Consider the following 14,620-nt stretch of genomic DNA (forward strand, 5'->3'; position numbering starts at 1 on the left):
ATGAATAATTAATATTCTTAATTATAATTAAAGTTTTTTAACGCAGTTTTTACGGGAGAAATAAAAAGTGGCGGCTGAACGGCTGACGCTTTTTAGGAGAATATATGGGAAAAACCATCGCACAAAAAATTTTTGACGATCATCTCGTCGACAGACCCTTTGAGGGAACCTATGTGTTAAAACTTGATCGAGTTTTTTGTCATGAAATAACCACGCCGATCGCAATAAACGATCTGGTATCGCGCAAAAAAGACAGAGTCTTCGATCCTGAAAAGATAAAGGCTGTCATAGACCATGTAAGTCCTGCAAAAGACAGCAATACTGCCATGCAGGAAAAAATTCTTCGAGACTGGGCAAGGCGCAATAACATAAAGGATTTTTTTGACATAGGCTGTAACGGAGTTTGCCATGCCCTTTTTCCTGAAAAAGGCTATGTTCGGCCGGGTTTTACAGTCATAATGGGCGACAGCCACACATGCACGCACGGAGCTTTCGGAAGTTTTGCCGCAGGAGTAGGAACTACGGATCTTGAAGTAGGAATACTGAAAGGCGTCTGCACATTCCGGGAGCCCAAATCCATAAAATTCAATCTAAAAGGAAAACTTCGCAACGGAGTTTATGCCAAAGACGTCATATTATACATAATAGGACAGATCGGCGTAAACGGAGCCACGAACTGCGTAATGGAATTTTCAGGGCCAATCGTAGACAATTTTGAAATGGAAGAGAGAATGACGCTCTGCAACATGGCCGTAGAAGCCGGCGGAACATCGGGAATATGCGCACCCGACATGAAAACGGTAGATTATCTTTGGGAATTCATAAAAGACGAATACGATTCAAAAGACAGCGCATTTAAAAGCTTTTCAAAATGGACTTCCGATGAAGACGCAAAATATGAAAAAACGTACGATTTTGATCTTTCGAACCTTGAGCCTGTAGTGACCGTCGGCTATAAGCCGGATCAAATAAAAACCGTAAAAGAAATGTCGGGTACAAAGGTAGACCAAATATACATAGGAAGCTGCACCAACGGCCGCATTTCAGACCTGCGCATTGCCGCAAAAATACTTAAGGGGAAAAAACTTGCAGCAGGAGTCCGCGGAATAGTAAGTCCTGCGACTCCAAAGGTATATAAAACGGCTCTTGACGAAGGAATCATATCGGTCTTTCTTGACGCCGGATTTTGCGTAACCAATCCTACGTGCGGAGCCTGCTTGGGAATGAGTAATGGAGTTCTTGCGGAAGGAGAAGTGTGCGCCTCTACCACGAACCGTAATTTTAACGGTAGAATGGGAAAGGGAGGAATGGTGCACTTGATGAGTCCCGCGACGGCTGCCGCTACGGCGATTTCAGGCGTGATTACCAATTCTTCTTTGTATAAATAATACATCTTACAGGAGTGATCCTATGAAACAATTTGGCGGAGAAGTGCTTTTTTTAGACCGTGCCGACATCAACACTGATGAAATTATTCCGGCAAAATATCTTACCGAAAATACTAAAGAGGCGCTAAAACCCTATCTGTTGGAAGATCTTAAACTTGAAAACTTTAATCCTAAGACGGACATCGCGGGTAAAAAAGTTATTATCACGCGCGAAAATTTCGGCTGCGGTTCTTCCAGAGAACACGCGCCGTGGGCTCTGGAAGTAAACGGTATCTATGCCGTAGTGGCGGTCAACTTTGCGCGTATTTTCAGGCAGAATATGTATAACTGCGGAATGCTCGCCGTCGAACTTGATAAAAAATCCATTGACGACATGTTTAAAACATTCGCCGCAAAAGAAACCGAATGCAAAATCGTATTAAATGACAGCGGAGACGCAAAGGTAAAACTTATCGCGGGAAGTCTTTCAAAAAGCTACGCGTTCAAACTGGACAATTTTGAAAAGGCTCTTGTAGAAAACGAAGGATGGGTCGGTTACGCAGACAAAAAGTATTAACCTTCTCTTTCAACAAGTCCCCGCTTCAAAAGCTCCTTCAATATTATGTCGACTATCCGATCGGGCGCATACTTTAAAGTGTCTATCTTAAGATCCGCAAATTCATAATCGTCGTTGTCGATCTTATAGAGCCGTAAATACCTGGCGGAGTCCTGAGAGTCGCGCATAAGCGTAAAGGACTTTACTTCTTCAAACTCCCCTCCTTCGCGCTTTAATATGCGTTTTACCCGCTCATCGGGAGAAGCTATAAGATATATTTTTAAGTCGGCTTCTTTAAGCATCCAAATCGCAAGACGGGAAGCTAAAACGCAGGACTCCTTTCGTGCAAGCTCCAGCTGTCTAGTGTCAATTTCAATGTCGTATGAATCGTCCGTCTTTGCATTTTCCATAACTTGAGCCAAACTTATGCCTTTTTCAGCTGCAAGCTGTCTGAATGTAAAATTGATCAGTTTTATTCCAAGTCCTTCCGCCAAAAGCTTGCTTACGGTCGTATTTCCGCATCCTGACTTACCTGAAATTGCGATCCTAAGTTCTCTGCCCGAGGCTATTTTATAAGTTGTCATGCACGCTCCCCTGTTTTACGGAATGGAGTATAGCACATATCGGAAAACTTCGCACTCCGTGCTTGCTTCAAGCTTGTGCCCGGTTGAAGCGCATCCGGTCGCAAGCGACGCGGCGGAACGTAAAAAATCGTTTTTTACAAACGGCCATGATATCTGGAACCATAGGTCAAAATTTGATATGATAATTCGCCTGAATGTTGGCCTTAATTGTAAGCCGCGCATCCGTGCGCGGCTGCAGTCTAAAATATAAAAACTCAGAGTTTGAGCTGTTTAACTCACAAAATAACGATTTTGGAGGTCATTATTTTATGAAAGCGATACAAATTTCATCCGGAATATACAGTATTCATGCGGATATCGACGATAAAAACGCCCTTTTTGAAGGTTTCTGGCCTCTGCCTTATGGAGTTACGCTGAATTCCTACATAGTACAGGGTGAAAAAACGTGCCTCATCGATCTTTTTAAAGAATGGAGCGATTCTCTTGCCCAATACGAAGAGCAGCTTATTTCCATAGGCGTAAAACTTGAAGACATCGACTGTGTGGTGTTGAATCACCTTGAACCCGATCATACGGACTATTTACGCGAACTTAGAAGGCGAAACCCGAAAGTGCAAATCATATCTACCGAAAAAGGCGTGGCGATGCTGCAAAAATTCTTCGGAATAAGCGAAAACCTAAGGTCGGTAAAGACCGGCGACACTCTCGACCTCGGCGGAAGGACGCTTACTTTCTATGAAACACCGAATGTTCACTGGCCTGAGACGATGATGACCTTTGACAACGAAAGCGAAATTCTTTTCAGCTGCGACGGCTTCGGCTCTTACGGATCGCTAGGCGAAAAAGTTTTCGACGACGAGTTTTCGGCGGAAGAACACTTGAAATTCGAAAAAGAATGCCTTCGCTATTATTCAAACATAGTCGCAAGTTTCAGCCCCTTTGTAAAAAAAGCCGTAGAAAAATTAGCCGATCTTAAAATCAAGGTTGTCGCTCCAAGCCACGGAATAATATGGAGATCTGAACCTAAAAAAGTAATCGAACGTTATTTGCGCTACGCGGGCTACAACACGCCCGGTTCGGGACAAGACCAAGGGAGCTCTCTTGAAAAAGAGATTTGCATCGTCTGGAGTTCGATGTACGGATACACGAAAAAAGGACTTGACGCCGTTATCGAAGGGATAAAAGAGATCGGCGTTCCGTTTTCAATCCATCAGCTTCCGCAGACAAATTTTTCCTTTGTTTTGGCGGATGCGCTAAAATCGGCGGGACTTGTTATCGCAATGCCGACCTATGAATACAAGATGTTCCCGCCTATGGCGCATTTTATTGACCTTTGCGGAAGAAAACACATTACGGGGAAAAAAGTTCTTCGTATCGGCAGCTGGGGATGGGTAGGCGGTGCAAAAAAAGAATATGAAACTTCTACCGCCGCGCTGAATTGGGAGCAAGGCGCACAGATAGAATGGCAGGGAATTCCGAGTGAGGAAACTTTAAAAATTCTAAAAGAACAGGGAAAAGATCTTGCGCTGAAGATAAAGAATTCATAAAAATTTTGTGCCGTTTTGTTTGAAGCCGCGCTGCATACGTTGCGCGGCTCTTGAGATGCAAAACGGCACAATGGGTCAGTTTTTTATAACGAGAACCTAAGGCTGAGAGCTCCGGCCGGAATCTTTGCAGCGAAATCGTAGCTTAGGCTGAAGGTAAGATCGACAACGAAAATATTGAAACCTACGCCGCCGTAAAGCTGAGGCCTAATTCCTTCGACAAAGCTAGTGTCTCCGCTTCCGCTGAATTTCGTAGGAAGTAATCCCCAATTCTGAGCTTTTTGTAATAGGGCGGCATTTTGTCCGGTATATATTTTGCTCCAATCAGCGTCTATGCTCCAATCGACATTTGTCTTTGAAAACAAAACTCTGGCGCCTGCAAACGGAACAAGAAAAAGAACCTTTGAGGACACCTGTGATGAAACGAACAGCGTTGTGGAGTTAAAATCAAGATCCGCGGCGGCGCGACTGTCTTTTACGCTTACCCCGCCATTTGTGTAGTAAAAGCCGCCGCCCACCGAAACCTTAGGAGTGATCCCGCCGCCCTCTAAAAGAGCATAGCGCACATCTCCTCCGATCGTAAAAAAATCAATCGAAGCGGGATCAAAAATTCGGTCAAAAGCACCCATTTTCGACGTATCTATCGAACAAAATGTAAATCCTACGTCGAACGGGAACACAAAGCCGCCTACGCGAAAATCCGCCGTAACGGTGGGAAAAACGACGCCGTCATTTAACCCGTCCACACCAATTCCTAAGGCGTTTGCGGTGTCCTTGAGGCTTGATACGTCAAGGCGCGATACGCCTGTATTTATTCCGAAGCCGAAATGCGGAAGCGGAAGAATCTTTCCTATCCATGCTTCAGCCCAAACATTCTGCTGCGTCTGCGAATTCGGAAGGGAGTCTCCTATGTCGTCGCAAAAGTCGTTAAGTCCGGACTTCGCTGTTTTTATAGGATTCGTGACGTTTATACCGTAAGAAGAAAGGCTGTTGTAGGCAGCTATGATCTCTGCCGCGGCATTATTTACGTCGCCTACCGTCGCTCCATTAGCCGCGAGAGCTTGCTCAATAGCAGCCTTATTGGCGTTTATAATATCCGCAACCTCGTCGGGAACGGGTATGGATTGAGAACCTAATCCCCAGTCAAGAGTAACCGAGCCTGCAAAAACGCCTGAAGAAAAAACAAAGCCTGTCAGCGCCGAACATAAAATTTTTTTTATCGTTTTCATAAATTCACCTCCTATAAAAACTTTTCCAGCTACCCGCAGCAAGGCTTCCGGCTACCTGCAGTGAAGCTTTCGCAAAGGGTAACTTCCGAAAAAACGCTGCTATTTCGAACAATGCGCAGAAATCGCGAACGTCTCCTGATAAATGATAACACAAAACAGGACTTTAGTACAACATGTACGGTTTATTTGTAAATTTTGATTATGATTGTTGATTTTTTTCATTATTTACTATATTTACTATTATAGTAAGTATAGTAAGATAAAATGATTTGATCAGTGAGGTTACTATATATGTATAAATATTTAAAAAGATTCGGTCTTGCAGTTTTATTTTTTTTATCGGCTTTGATCGCATACTCTCAAGAAGCGTTAAAATCCTATGAAGAAGAATATTACGACTTTCTTTCACTGCAGGGGCTCGTCGAACGCCCTACCCTAAACTACAGAACTTTAAGCGATTCGGTATGGGAACTTTCCGAGGAAACTCAAAACGATTCGCGCAATATATGGAAAGACAAAAATCTCGGAACAACTCGTTTTATCGACGGCAATAAAAACCTTTCGTGGAAAATCCACGGCCCCGAATGGTATAACAGTTTTAACACCGCAGCCCCCTACGGGCAAAACGACGGAGCACTGTGGCAAGGTAAGGGTTATAACACAAGTCTTTCCGGCGGAGCGGGAATCGGAGCTTACGGATTTCAAGCCGTTTTTCTCCCTCAGCTAAGTTTCAGTCAAAATAAAGAATTTGACTTTATAAGTCCGTCCGTTTATTCCGGAAACGACTATAAAGATAAAGCCGATACATACGGATACTACGGAGTCACCTACAGTCTTGATGCGCCGCAGCGTTTCGGCGACAAGTCTTTTGCCGTCTTCAATTTCGGCGACAGTGAAATCCGCTATACGTGGAAGGCTTTAACGCTCGGATTGGGCACGCAGGCCGTGTGGCTGGGACCGGCGCAATTAAATCCGATCATTCATTCAAACAACGCGCCGAACTATCCCAAAGTCGATTTTGGAGTCAAAAAGACTTCAGTGTATTGGCCTTGGAGCGACCGATATTTGGGCGATATCGAAATCCGAGGCTGGTTCGGAAGATTAACCGAAAGCGATTACTTTGACAATATTGACTCGAACGATCACAACCTGATTTCCGGTTTGGCTTTAGCTTGGGCGCCGCCTCATTTGACAGGGCTCACACTGGGTGTAAACAGGACGATGCTGAGCAGATGGAATGAAATTACCGGTTATTCCCTTTTTAGAATATATAATCCGCTTATGAGCGGTTCCAAAGAAGGCAGTGACAACAGCGATCAAAGGATATCTTTTACAGCCGACTATCTTTTACCCTCTGTCGGTTTTGAAATTTATTTTGAATGGGCAAGAAATGACTTCAGTCCTAATTTGAACTATATCAGCCGTTATCCGTTCCACACACAAGGATATACATTGGGTGGCAGAAAAAACATAAATTTTTCAGACAAATACTCAGGCGAATTATCATTGGAAATAACGAACCTTGAATGCTCCAGAGATTACAACAGCTACATACCATATCCTTCTACTTTTTATGCACACCACATTATCACACAGGGCTATACAAACGGAGGGCAATGGCTGGGAGCCGGTATAGGAACAGGCGGGAACAGCCAATACATGGGTTTTAAGCTCTATCATCCGAACGGTTTTTGGAAAATCTTTTTCCAGCGAAGAAACCCTGATCTTGACTATACATGGCATTATGACGTAGCCCATTCCGGTTGGGGAGCGGAAACAAATATCCGTGTTCTATTAATCGGAGGGATGGAAACACTTTATTATTTGTCAAAAGATATTTATTTTACAGCCGGACTTACAGTCATACGTGAAAAAAGTCCGTTGAATAACGGCAATCCGGCAAACAGAAACGGATTGCATGCGCAATTCTCTGTTAAATATAATTTTTAAACAAAATTTATGTCGCAGAAGTCTTTAAAAAACAATGCTTTTTTTAACTTCATACGTTCGTTTTTGAATATTGCGTTTCCGATAGTATCATTTCCGTACGCTTCCCGTATACTCATGCCGGAAGGTATCGGAAAAGTCAATTTTGCAAATTCCGTCGTAGATTACTTTGTCTTAATCGCTTCTTTAGGAATTGCACAGTATGCAACGCGGGAAGCCGCAATACTAAGAGAAGACTTTAATAAACTAAGCAAATTTTTAAAAGAAATTCTACTGATAACACTTTTTGCTACGCTATTCGCATACATACTGCTGATTATCTCTTTATTTGCAGTTCCGAAATTCCATGAATACCGAATGCTTATGATCGTGTGCTCAACTAAAATTCTTTTCGTTTCGGCAGGAATAAATTGGCTTTTTATAGCCCAGGAAGAATATTCATATATTACGCTGAGAACCGCAATTTTTCAAATCGTAAGTTTAGCATCGTTATTCTTATTTGTACATAAAAGCGACGATTATCTAACATACGCATTCATAGGCATTTTTTCCAATGCGGGTTCAAATATATGTAATATTTTTTATTCAAGAAAATTTATAAATATACTGGTAAAAACAAAACTTCAATTGAAAAAACACATAAAACCGGTGTTTTATTTTTTCGGCATTTCATGCTCGCAGCAAATTCTTAATGGGATAGATTCCGTAATGCTAGGATTTATTATGAACGACACGGCTGTCGGCCTTTATGCAGCGGCAATAAAAATAAAAAGTCTTGTAACGCCTCTTATCGCCACAATAACGGGAACTTTGCTCCCTAGAGCTTCTTTTTACGTAAGCAACAATAATTCCAAAAAATACGACGAACTTATACAAAAAGGATTGGGAATTTCTTTGTTTCTTTCTTTTCCCTGTACAGTCGGAATGATCTGCATTTGCAGACCTTTCATATTGTTATTTTGCGGAGAAAATTATTTACCGGCAGTCAGCCCGATGATCGTAATATCTCCTATGATAATCGCATCGGCTTTTAATTCATTTTTAAATGATGCAATCATAAATCCACTGAAGATGGAAAAAAAATCATTTTATATACAATTTTCAGGGGTTGCGCTGAACGTATTTCTCAACTACATATTGATAAAAAAGCTCAATGTATTGGGGGCTGCCCTATCCACCGTGATCATCGAGTACATATTAACGGTTGCAAGACTCTATATCTGCTTTCCGACAATAAAAAACACTTTTAAACTCAGAAGTATTCTAGATCCTCTCATATGTTCTTTTTTAATGGGGATAATAATAAATTTTCTTGCAAAAGCAATACAAAATAATTTTATATATTTATCAGCCTCGATCGTTTTTGGTTTTTTTTCTTACATAGCTTTTATGATTGTTATACGAAATCCCATAATGAAACTATTTATTATCTTTTTTCAATCTTCCGTCGCTAAAATTATATCTTAAAGCAGACGATTGGCCGTATGTTAAAATTTAAAATAATGTAAAAGGAGTATGGCGAATGTTTATTCCATTTTTTTTTAAAGTAAAAAATTATATTAAAACAAAATATAATCATATAATTTCTCCGTTTTATGAAGCTTATTATAAAAGAATGAATCCTAACGATAACTGTCTGAACACCTCCGAACGAAGAGAAAATATAGTCATTTCCCTTACAAGTTATCCGGCAAGATTCAATACCCTTGACCTTTGTATAAAAAGTATATTTAACCAGTCGGTAAAGGCGGATAAAATAGTCTTATACCTTGACGATTTTGTTTTAGACAGTGAAATACCGAGTAAAATTAAAGAACTTTGTAAAAACGGACTTACAATAAAAAAAATCCCTCATAACCTTCGCTCACATAAAAAATATTTTTTTGCAATGCATGAATATACCGATTCAATCATTATAACCTTTGACGACGATGTCATTTACAGGAAAAACACAGTAAAACATCTGCTTAACTCATATTTCAAATACCCAAAATGCATATCCGCTATGCGCGTTCATAAAATAACGTATTCAAAAAACGGTGCAGCGGAACCCTATGAAAAATGGAAAAAAGAATACAGAAAAATCACCTCCCCTTCTTTTTTGCTTTGTGCAACGGGCGTAGGCGGAGTACTTTATCCGCCGCATATTTTACCGAAAGACACCTTTGACACGGAAGCGATAAAAAAGCACTGTTACAAGGCCGACGACATATGGCTTAAATTCATGGAACTTAAAAGCGCCGTCCCCGTCGTATGGAAAAAGACAAGACATGTTCACCCAGTTGAAATTGCGCTGCACAGAGACACGGGACTTAATCTTGAAAATGTAAATAAAAATCAAAACGATAAATACATAAAAGATATGGAAAATTTTACGGGAATCCACTTAGACGACTGGAAATCCGTATAGGCCAGTCGAATGTTCATGCCGACACAAATGTGATTGACCGAATATATGCAGTCTGCAACAAGACGACAACTCTGTTCGATCAAAGCTCAAAGCTATTTTATTCTGTATTCGTTTACCTGCGGATTTTTTAAAATTACATAATAAATCTCGAAATTTCCGAAAATGGAATGATATATTAATAGTTTATTTTTTCAATAATAATTTGTATAGTTATGAGGTTAACATCTTTTATAACTAGCGTTATAAAAAAATGAGGTAGGTTATGAATATAACAATCGCAGGAACTGGCTATGTTGGCCTTTCAAACGCAATTCTTTTGGCGCAAAATAGCACGGTTACGGCTGTTGACCTTGTAAAATCTAAGGTTGATTTAATAAATAACAAAAAATCTCCTATCGTCGATAAAGAAATCGAAGAATATCTTTCACAGAAAAAACTTGATTTAGTTGCAACTACTGATGAAAAAACCGCATACGACTCCCCAGACATCGTCGTCATTGCAACTCCTACAAATTATGATACTGAAAAAAACTTTTTTGACACTTCTTCTATCGAGTCTGTGTTAAAAATTATCGAAAGACGATGTCCTAATACCACCGTTGTAATAAAATCCACAGTTCCTGTTGGTTACACAGAAAAAATCTATTCTCGTTTTAATATAAAAAATCTTCTTTTTAGCCCAGAGTTTTTGCGCGAAGGTCATGCTCTTTACGATAACCTCTACCCTAGCCGTATTGTTGTAAGTTATCCCCTTGAACAGCCAGAACTAAAGGCAAAGGCTTTGCAATTTGCTGAACTTTTAAAACAAGGTGCTATAAAAAAAGACATCGCGGTGCTAACTCCAAATTGCACAGAAGCGGAGGCGATTAAGCTTTTTGCAAACACTTATCTTGCGCTTCGCGTTGCTTACTTTAATGAATTGGACACGTATTCAGAAGTGCGTGGATTAAACACTCGACAAATTATCGAAGGAATAAGTTTAGATCCTCGCATTGGAGATTTTTATAACAATCCTTCGTTTGGCTATGGTGGCTACTGTCTCCCAAAGGACACAAAACAATTGCTTGCAAATTTCAATTCTGTTCCACAAAATCTCATCCAAGCGATTGTACAATCTAACAAAACGAGAAAAGAGTTTATCGCTTCGCAAATTTTATCGAAAAATCCGAAAGCTGTTGGAATTTATCGCTTAACTATGAAAGCAAATAGCGACAATTTCCGACAAAGTTCCATTCAAGATATAATGAAAATCCTTAGAGGCGAAGGTGTTGAAGTTTTAATCTATGAGCCAACTCTTACCTGTGATGAATTTGAAAAATTCCGTGTGATTCATAACTTCGACGAATTTGCAAAAAATTGCGATGTAATTCTTGCAAACCGTATGTCAGAAGAACTGTCTAAGGTGCCAGAAAAAGTTTATACTCGCGACCTTTATTCACGAGATTGATTTTATAAATTGATTTTGCTTTATGATTAAAAAGATTGTTTTTATAACGACACACAATTGGAACTCAAAACGACAGGGAGGCTTTCATAAATTTGCAGAAGCAACCTGCCTTTCTGGCATAGAGAGCGTTTTTTTTAGTTTTCCTCGTCCTTATTATGGTCTTTTTATGAACAGGGAACAGTTAAATAAGGATGTTATTAAAACTCTCTCTAAGGGTAAATACTACGATGTTCAACTTCCAAAAATAAATGAAGAACAAACTTATATTTTTGACGAAAAAGCAAGCGATTTTTATGTTCAAGGTGGCAAAGAAAAAAGTAAAAAATTGCTAAACATCACATACCCTACTTTTAGGGTTCCAGACAGTGCAGGACGATTTTTAAACGACAAACTTATGAACTGGCTTTTGATGCATTCTTTTAAAAGTTTTAAGAAATTTTGTAAAAAATATTTTTCAGGCACAGACTGTTTCGTTTTTGAATCCTGCGAAGGAATTGCATTCATCGACAAATTGAAAAAGTATTTTCCAGACGCAAAAATGATATACCGTCCAAGCGATCCTATGGTCTATGCAACAGTGCCACAGCGTGTAAAAAAATTGGAAAAAAACATCTTATACAAAGCGGATTTAAGCTTAATCGTCAACGAAGAAGGTGTAAATTGTTACAAAAAAACTATTACAGATTTTGAAAACAAGGTTCACTACGAAATTTTATCAAACGGAATAGATATTGCATCATATACGAAAAAATATCCTGTACCTCAAATTCTTCAAAAACCAAATACTGTTTTATACGTTGGTGCTTGGGAAGTTGAATGGAAGCTGCTTTTTTTCGCAGCCGAAACAAATCCCGATTTCAATTACATTGTCGTCTGTCCAAATTATCCTTCGTCTGCAATTCAAAAAAAAGTTTGCCAATTCAAAAATCTTTTTTATGTTCCAGGAATAAAACCTCAAGAAGTTCCTGCATGGATTACAAACTGTAATGTGGTAATGGTTCCTTACCAAACGGATTTTTATAAAGACAGACCTTTGGGCATTACCGCAAAATACTATCAAGCGATGGCAGCAAAAAAACCGATTGTTGCCTACTGCGATACACCAAAACTGAAGGATGCAGGCATAAGCGTAAATTATTCTTATGAAGATTTTATAAGTGAAATTCAATCTGCTATGACAAAAGGTTCTTGCACTTATAAATTTGATTTGCAAGGGCGCAATTGGAATGAAATCTGCAAGCGATTCATAAAAGCATGCGAGAAAAATCATGAAAATCACTGAACTTTTTGATTTAAAATTGCTCAAATTTTTAATCGTAGGCGTAATAAATACGATTGTTGGTGCAGGAACTATGTTTTTGCTTTACAATCTTGCTCATTGTAATTATTGGCTTTCTTCATCATGCAATTATATAGTAGGCGGAATTTGCAGTTACTTTTTAAACAAATATTTTACATTCAAAAATCACAAAAAAAGCTTTGGTCAAATTATTAAGTTTGTTGTATTGCTTGTTATCTGCTATTTAATCGCATACGTTCTTGCAAAATATTTCATCTATCTTATTTTTTCATCACAAAGCGTAAAAATCAAAGATAATATTGCAATGCTCACAGGAGAATTTTTATACCTAGCAATGAATTACCTTGGTCAAAGGCTTGTTGTGTTTAAAAATAAGGAGTAAAATACAAAAATAATTTTTATATAAGGATTTTGTATGTCTAAAGTATCTCTTATAGTTCCTTGTTATAATGAAGAATCGAATATCATACCTTTTTATGAAGAAATATTGAAAACTTTTAAAGATATAGACGCTGACTTTGAATTACTTTTTATCGATGATGGCTCTAAAGATAAAACTTTAGAAAAGATTAAAAATTTGCATAACGATGATAAGCGAGTAAAATGCGTTTCATTTGCTAGAAATTTTGGCAAAGAAGCCGCTCTTTTTGCCGGCATTAGAAATGTTACAGGTGATTGTGCTGTTATTTTGGATGCGGATTTGCAACATCCTCCTTGCGTCATCAAAGAAATGTTCCAAAAGTGGAAAGAAGGTTTTGAAGTTGTTGAAGGAATAAAAACTTCCAGAGGTAAAGAAAGCATTTTGCACAAAGCCTTTAGTCAAATTTTTTACGGACTTATGAGCAAAGCAGTAAAGATGGACATGAAAAATTCCAGCGACTACAAACTTCTCGACAAAAAAGTCATCGCTCAACTTGCAGCATTAAAAGAGCGCAATACTTTTTTTAGAGCGCTTTCGTTTTGGGTTGGTTTTAAAAAGACCACAGTTTATTATGAAGTTCAAGAACGCATGTCTGGAGTTTCAAAATGGTCTACAAAAGCCCTAACTCGCTATGCAATAAATAATGTTATATGCTTTAGTTATGCACCTTTACACATAATTGCAGTTGTTGGTTTTATATTTATTTTTATTGCAATTGGCGTAAGCATAGATGCGTTAATAAGTTTTATAAGAGGCAATGCTGCACAAGGATTCCCTACGATTATCCTTGTTTTGCTTTTAGGATTTGGTGCAATTCTTATTTCGCTAGGAATAATTGGAGTTTACATTGCCCAAATTTATGATGAAGTAAAAATGCGTCCTCAATATGTAATAGGTGAAAAAATTGAATAGTCTTATAGATTTTCATGCAGACGATTATGCTTTATCACAGAATTCCGACGATGACATCATAAATCTTTGCAAGGAAGGAAAACTCGACAGCATAAGTATTATTCCAAATTTACAAGTTTTTGAAAGCAGTGTATTAAAGTTAAACGAAGCAAAAAAACATTTTCCGAAAAAAATAAAGATTTCTGTTCACTTAAATTTTATGGAAGGAAAACCTGTATCCGATTGCGACCTGATTCGAGATTTGGTTGATAAAAAAGGTTTTTTCTGCGTTAGTTGGGGGAAACTTTTGATATGGAACTACAACCTATTCAAAAGAAAAAAGATAAAAGAACAACTTGCACGAGAAATATCTGCACAAATAGAAAAATGCATAAAAGCGGAAGTTTTTCATATTGATTGTTTAAGAATAGATAGCCATCAACATCCACACATGATACCACTTTTCAGACAAGCGATTTTTGACGCGCTAAAAGATAAAAATTACAAAATAGAATATATAAGAAATACAAACGACCCGATAAATTTCTATAAAAAATCAAAATCAGGAAAAACAAATTTTAGCAATATTCTAAAGTGTTTGATTTTAAACCACTACTCAAAAAGGTTTTCTAAGATACTAAAAAAAAACAATCTTCCGGACAGTTATCTTTGTGGAGTTTATTATAGCGGCAAAATGGACGAAAGAATTGAAAACGCACTTCCAATTTTTAATGGCGAAGCAAAAAAACACAATCGCCAATTTGAACTTTTATTTCATCCTGGCACAATGCTAAAAGAAGAACTCACACAAGAATTTACAAAAGAAGGTTTTGTAGAATTTCATCTGTCAAAAAACCGAAATATTGAATATTCCATGTGTAAAAATATGAAAAGGAATTGATTTGTGACTGATAACATTATTCA

13 protein-coding genes are annotated in these 14,620 nt (G+C 38.5%); 11 read left to right on the plus strand and 2 right to left on the minus strand.

The window, feature by feature from the left end; translation table 11 throughout:
* Positions 1–104: 104 nt before the first annotated feature.
* Entirely contained in the window at positions 105–1,388 is a 1,284-nt protein-coding gene (locus tag HRQ91_RS06095; protein ID WP_210118754.1) for a 3-isopropylmalate dehydratase large subunit, read from the plus strand.
* Between the two features lie 22 nt (positions 1,389–1,410).
* Positions 1,411–1,944, plus strand: a complete 534-nt coding sequence (locus HRQ91_RS06100) for a 3-isopropylmalate dehydratase small subunit (RefSeq protein ID WP_210118755.1) — start codon at positions 1,411–1,413, stop codon at positions 1,942–1,944.
* Here the strand turns inward: HRQ91_RS06100 and cmk are convergent.
* On the minus strand, positions 1,941–2,507 hold the full coding sequence (cmk, locus tag HRQ91_RS06105; protein WP_210118756.1) for a (d)CMP kinase: 567 nt from the start codon (positions 2,505–2,507) through the stop codon (positions 1,941–1,943). The two genes, HRQ91_RS06100 and cmk, sit on opposite strands and share 4 nt — an antisense overlap.
* A gap of 308 nt (positions 2,508–2,815) precedes the next feature.
* On the opposite strand from cmk, the gene HRQ91_RS06110 reads away from it, so the two are divergent.
* Positions 2,816–4,054: an FprA family A-type flavoprotein gene (locus HRQ91_RS06110; protein WP_210118757.1), complete on the plus strand. Its 1,239-nt coding sequence runs from the start codon at positions 2,816–2,818 to the stop codon at positions 4,052–4,054.
* 83 nt (positions 4,055–4,137) lie between these two features.
* Here the strand turns inward: HRQ91_RS06110 and HRQ91_RS06115 are convergent, their stop codons facing one another.
* Complete coding sequence (locus HRQ91_RS06115; protein WP_210118758.1) at positions 4,138–5,280, minus strand: hypothetical protein; 1,143 nt, start codon at positions 5,278–5,280, stop codon at positions 4,138–4,140.
* A gap of 291 nt (positions 5,281–5,571) precedes the next feature.
* Between HRQ91_RS06115 and HRQ91_RS06120 the strand changes: the two genes are divergently transcribed.
* From HRQ91_RS06120 to HRQ91_RS06155, 8 genes are all read left to right on the plus strand, one after another.
* Complete coding sequence (locus HRQ91_RS06120; RefSeq protein WP_210118759.1) at positions 5,572–7,230, plus strand: capsule assembly Wzi family protein; 1,659 nt, start codon at positions 5,572–5,574, stop codon at positions 7,228–7,230.
* A 9-nt stretch (positions 7,231–7,239) separates the two neighbouring features.
* Positions 7,240–8,694: a flippase gene (locus tag HRQ91_RS06125; protein WP_210118760.1), complete on the plus strand. Its 1,455-nt coding sequence runs from the start codon at positions 7,240–7,242 to the stop codon at positions 8,692–8,694.
* Positions 8,695–8,842: 148 nt separating this feature from the next.
* Positions 8,843–9,637, plus strand: a complete 795-nt coding sequence (locus HRQ91_RS06130) for a glycosyltransferase (RefSeq protein WP_210118761.1) — start codon at positions 8,843–8,845, stop codon at positions 9,635–9,637.
* A gap of 262 nt (positions 9,638–9,899) precedes the next feature.
* Complete coding sequence (locus HRQ91_RS06135; RefSeq protein WP_210118762.1) at positions 9,900–11,084, plus strand: nucleotide sugar dehydrogenase; 1,185 nt, start codon at positions 9,900–9,902, stop codon at positions 11,082–11,084.
* A 22-nt stretch (positions 11,085–11,106) separates the two neighbouring features.
* Positions 11,107–12,366, plus strand: coding sequence for a GumK N-terminal domain-containing glycosyltransferase (locus HRQ91_RS06140; protein ID WP_210118763.1), 1,260 nt, complete (start codon positions 11,107–11,109; stop codon positions 12,364–12,366).
* Entirely contained in the window at positions 12,353–12,766 is a 414-nt protein-coding gene (locus HRQ91_RS06145; protein ID WP_210118764.1) for a GtrA family protein, read from the plus strand. The genes HRQ91_RS06140 and HRQ91_RS06145 overlap by 14 nt, the downstream gene beginning before the upstream one ends.
* A gap of 33 nt (positions 12,767–12,799) precedes the next feature.
* A complete protein-coding gene (locus HRQ91_RS06150) occupies positions 12,800–13,717 on the plus strand; it encodes a glycosyltransferase family 2 protein (protein ID WP_210116482.1) in 918 nt (305 codons plus the stop codon).
* Complete coding sequence (locus HRQ91_RS06155) at positions 13,710–14,597, plus strand: ChbG/HpnK family deacetylase (RefSeq protein ID WP_210118765.1); 888 nt, start codon at positions 13,710–13,712, stop codon at positions 14,595–14,597. Before HRQ91_RS06150 ends, HRQ91_RS06155 begins: the two co-directional genes overlap by 8 nt.
* Positions 14,598–14,620 lie beyond the last annotated feature (23 nt).

This window comes from Treponema parvum, from assembly GCF_017893965.1.
Taxonomy (GTDB): domain Bacteria; phylum Spirochaetota; class Spirochaetia; order Treponematales; family Treponemataceae; genus Treponema_D; species Treponema_D parvum.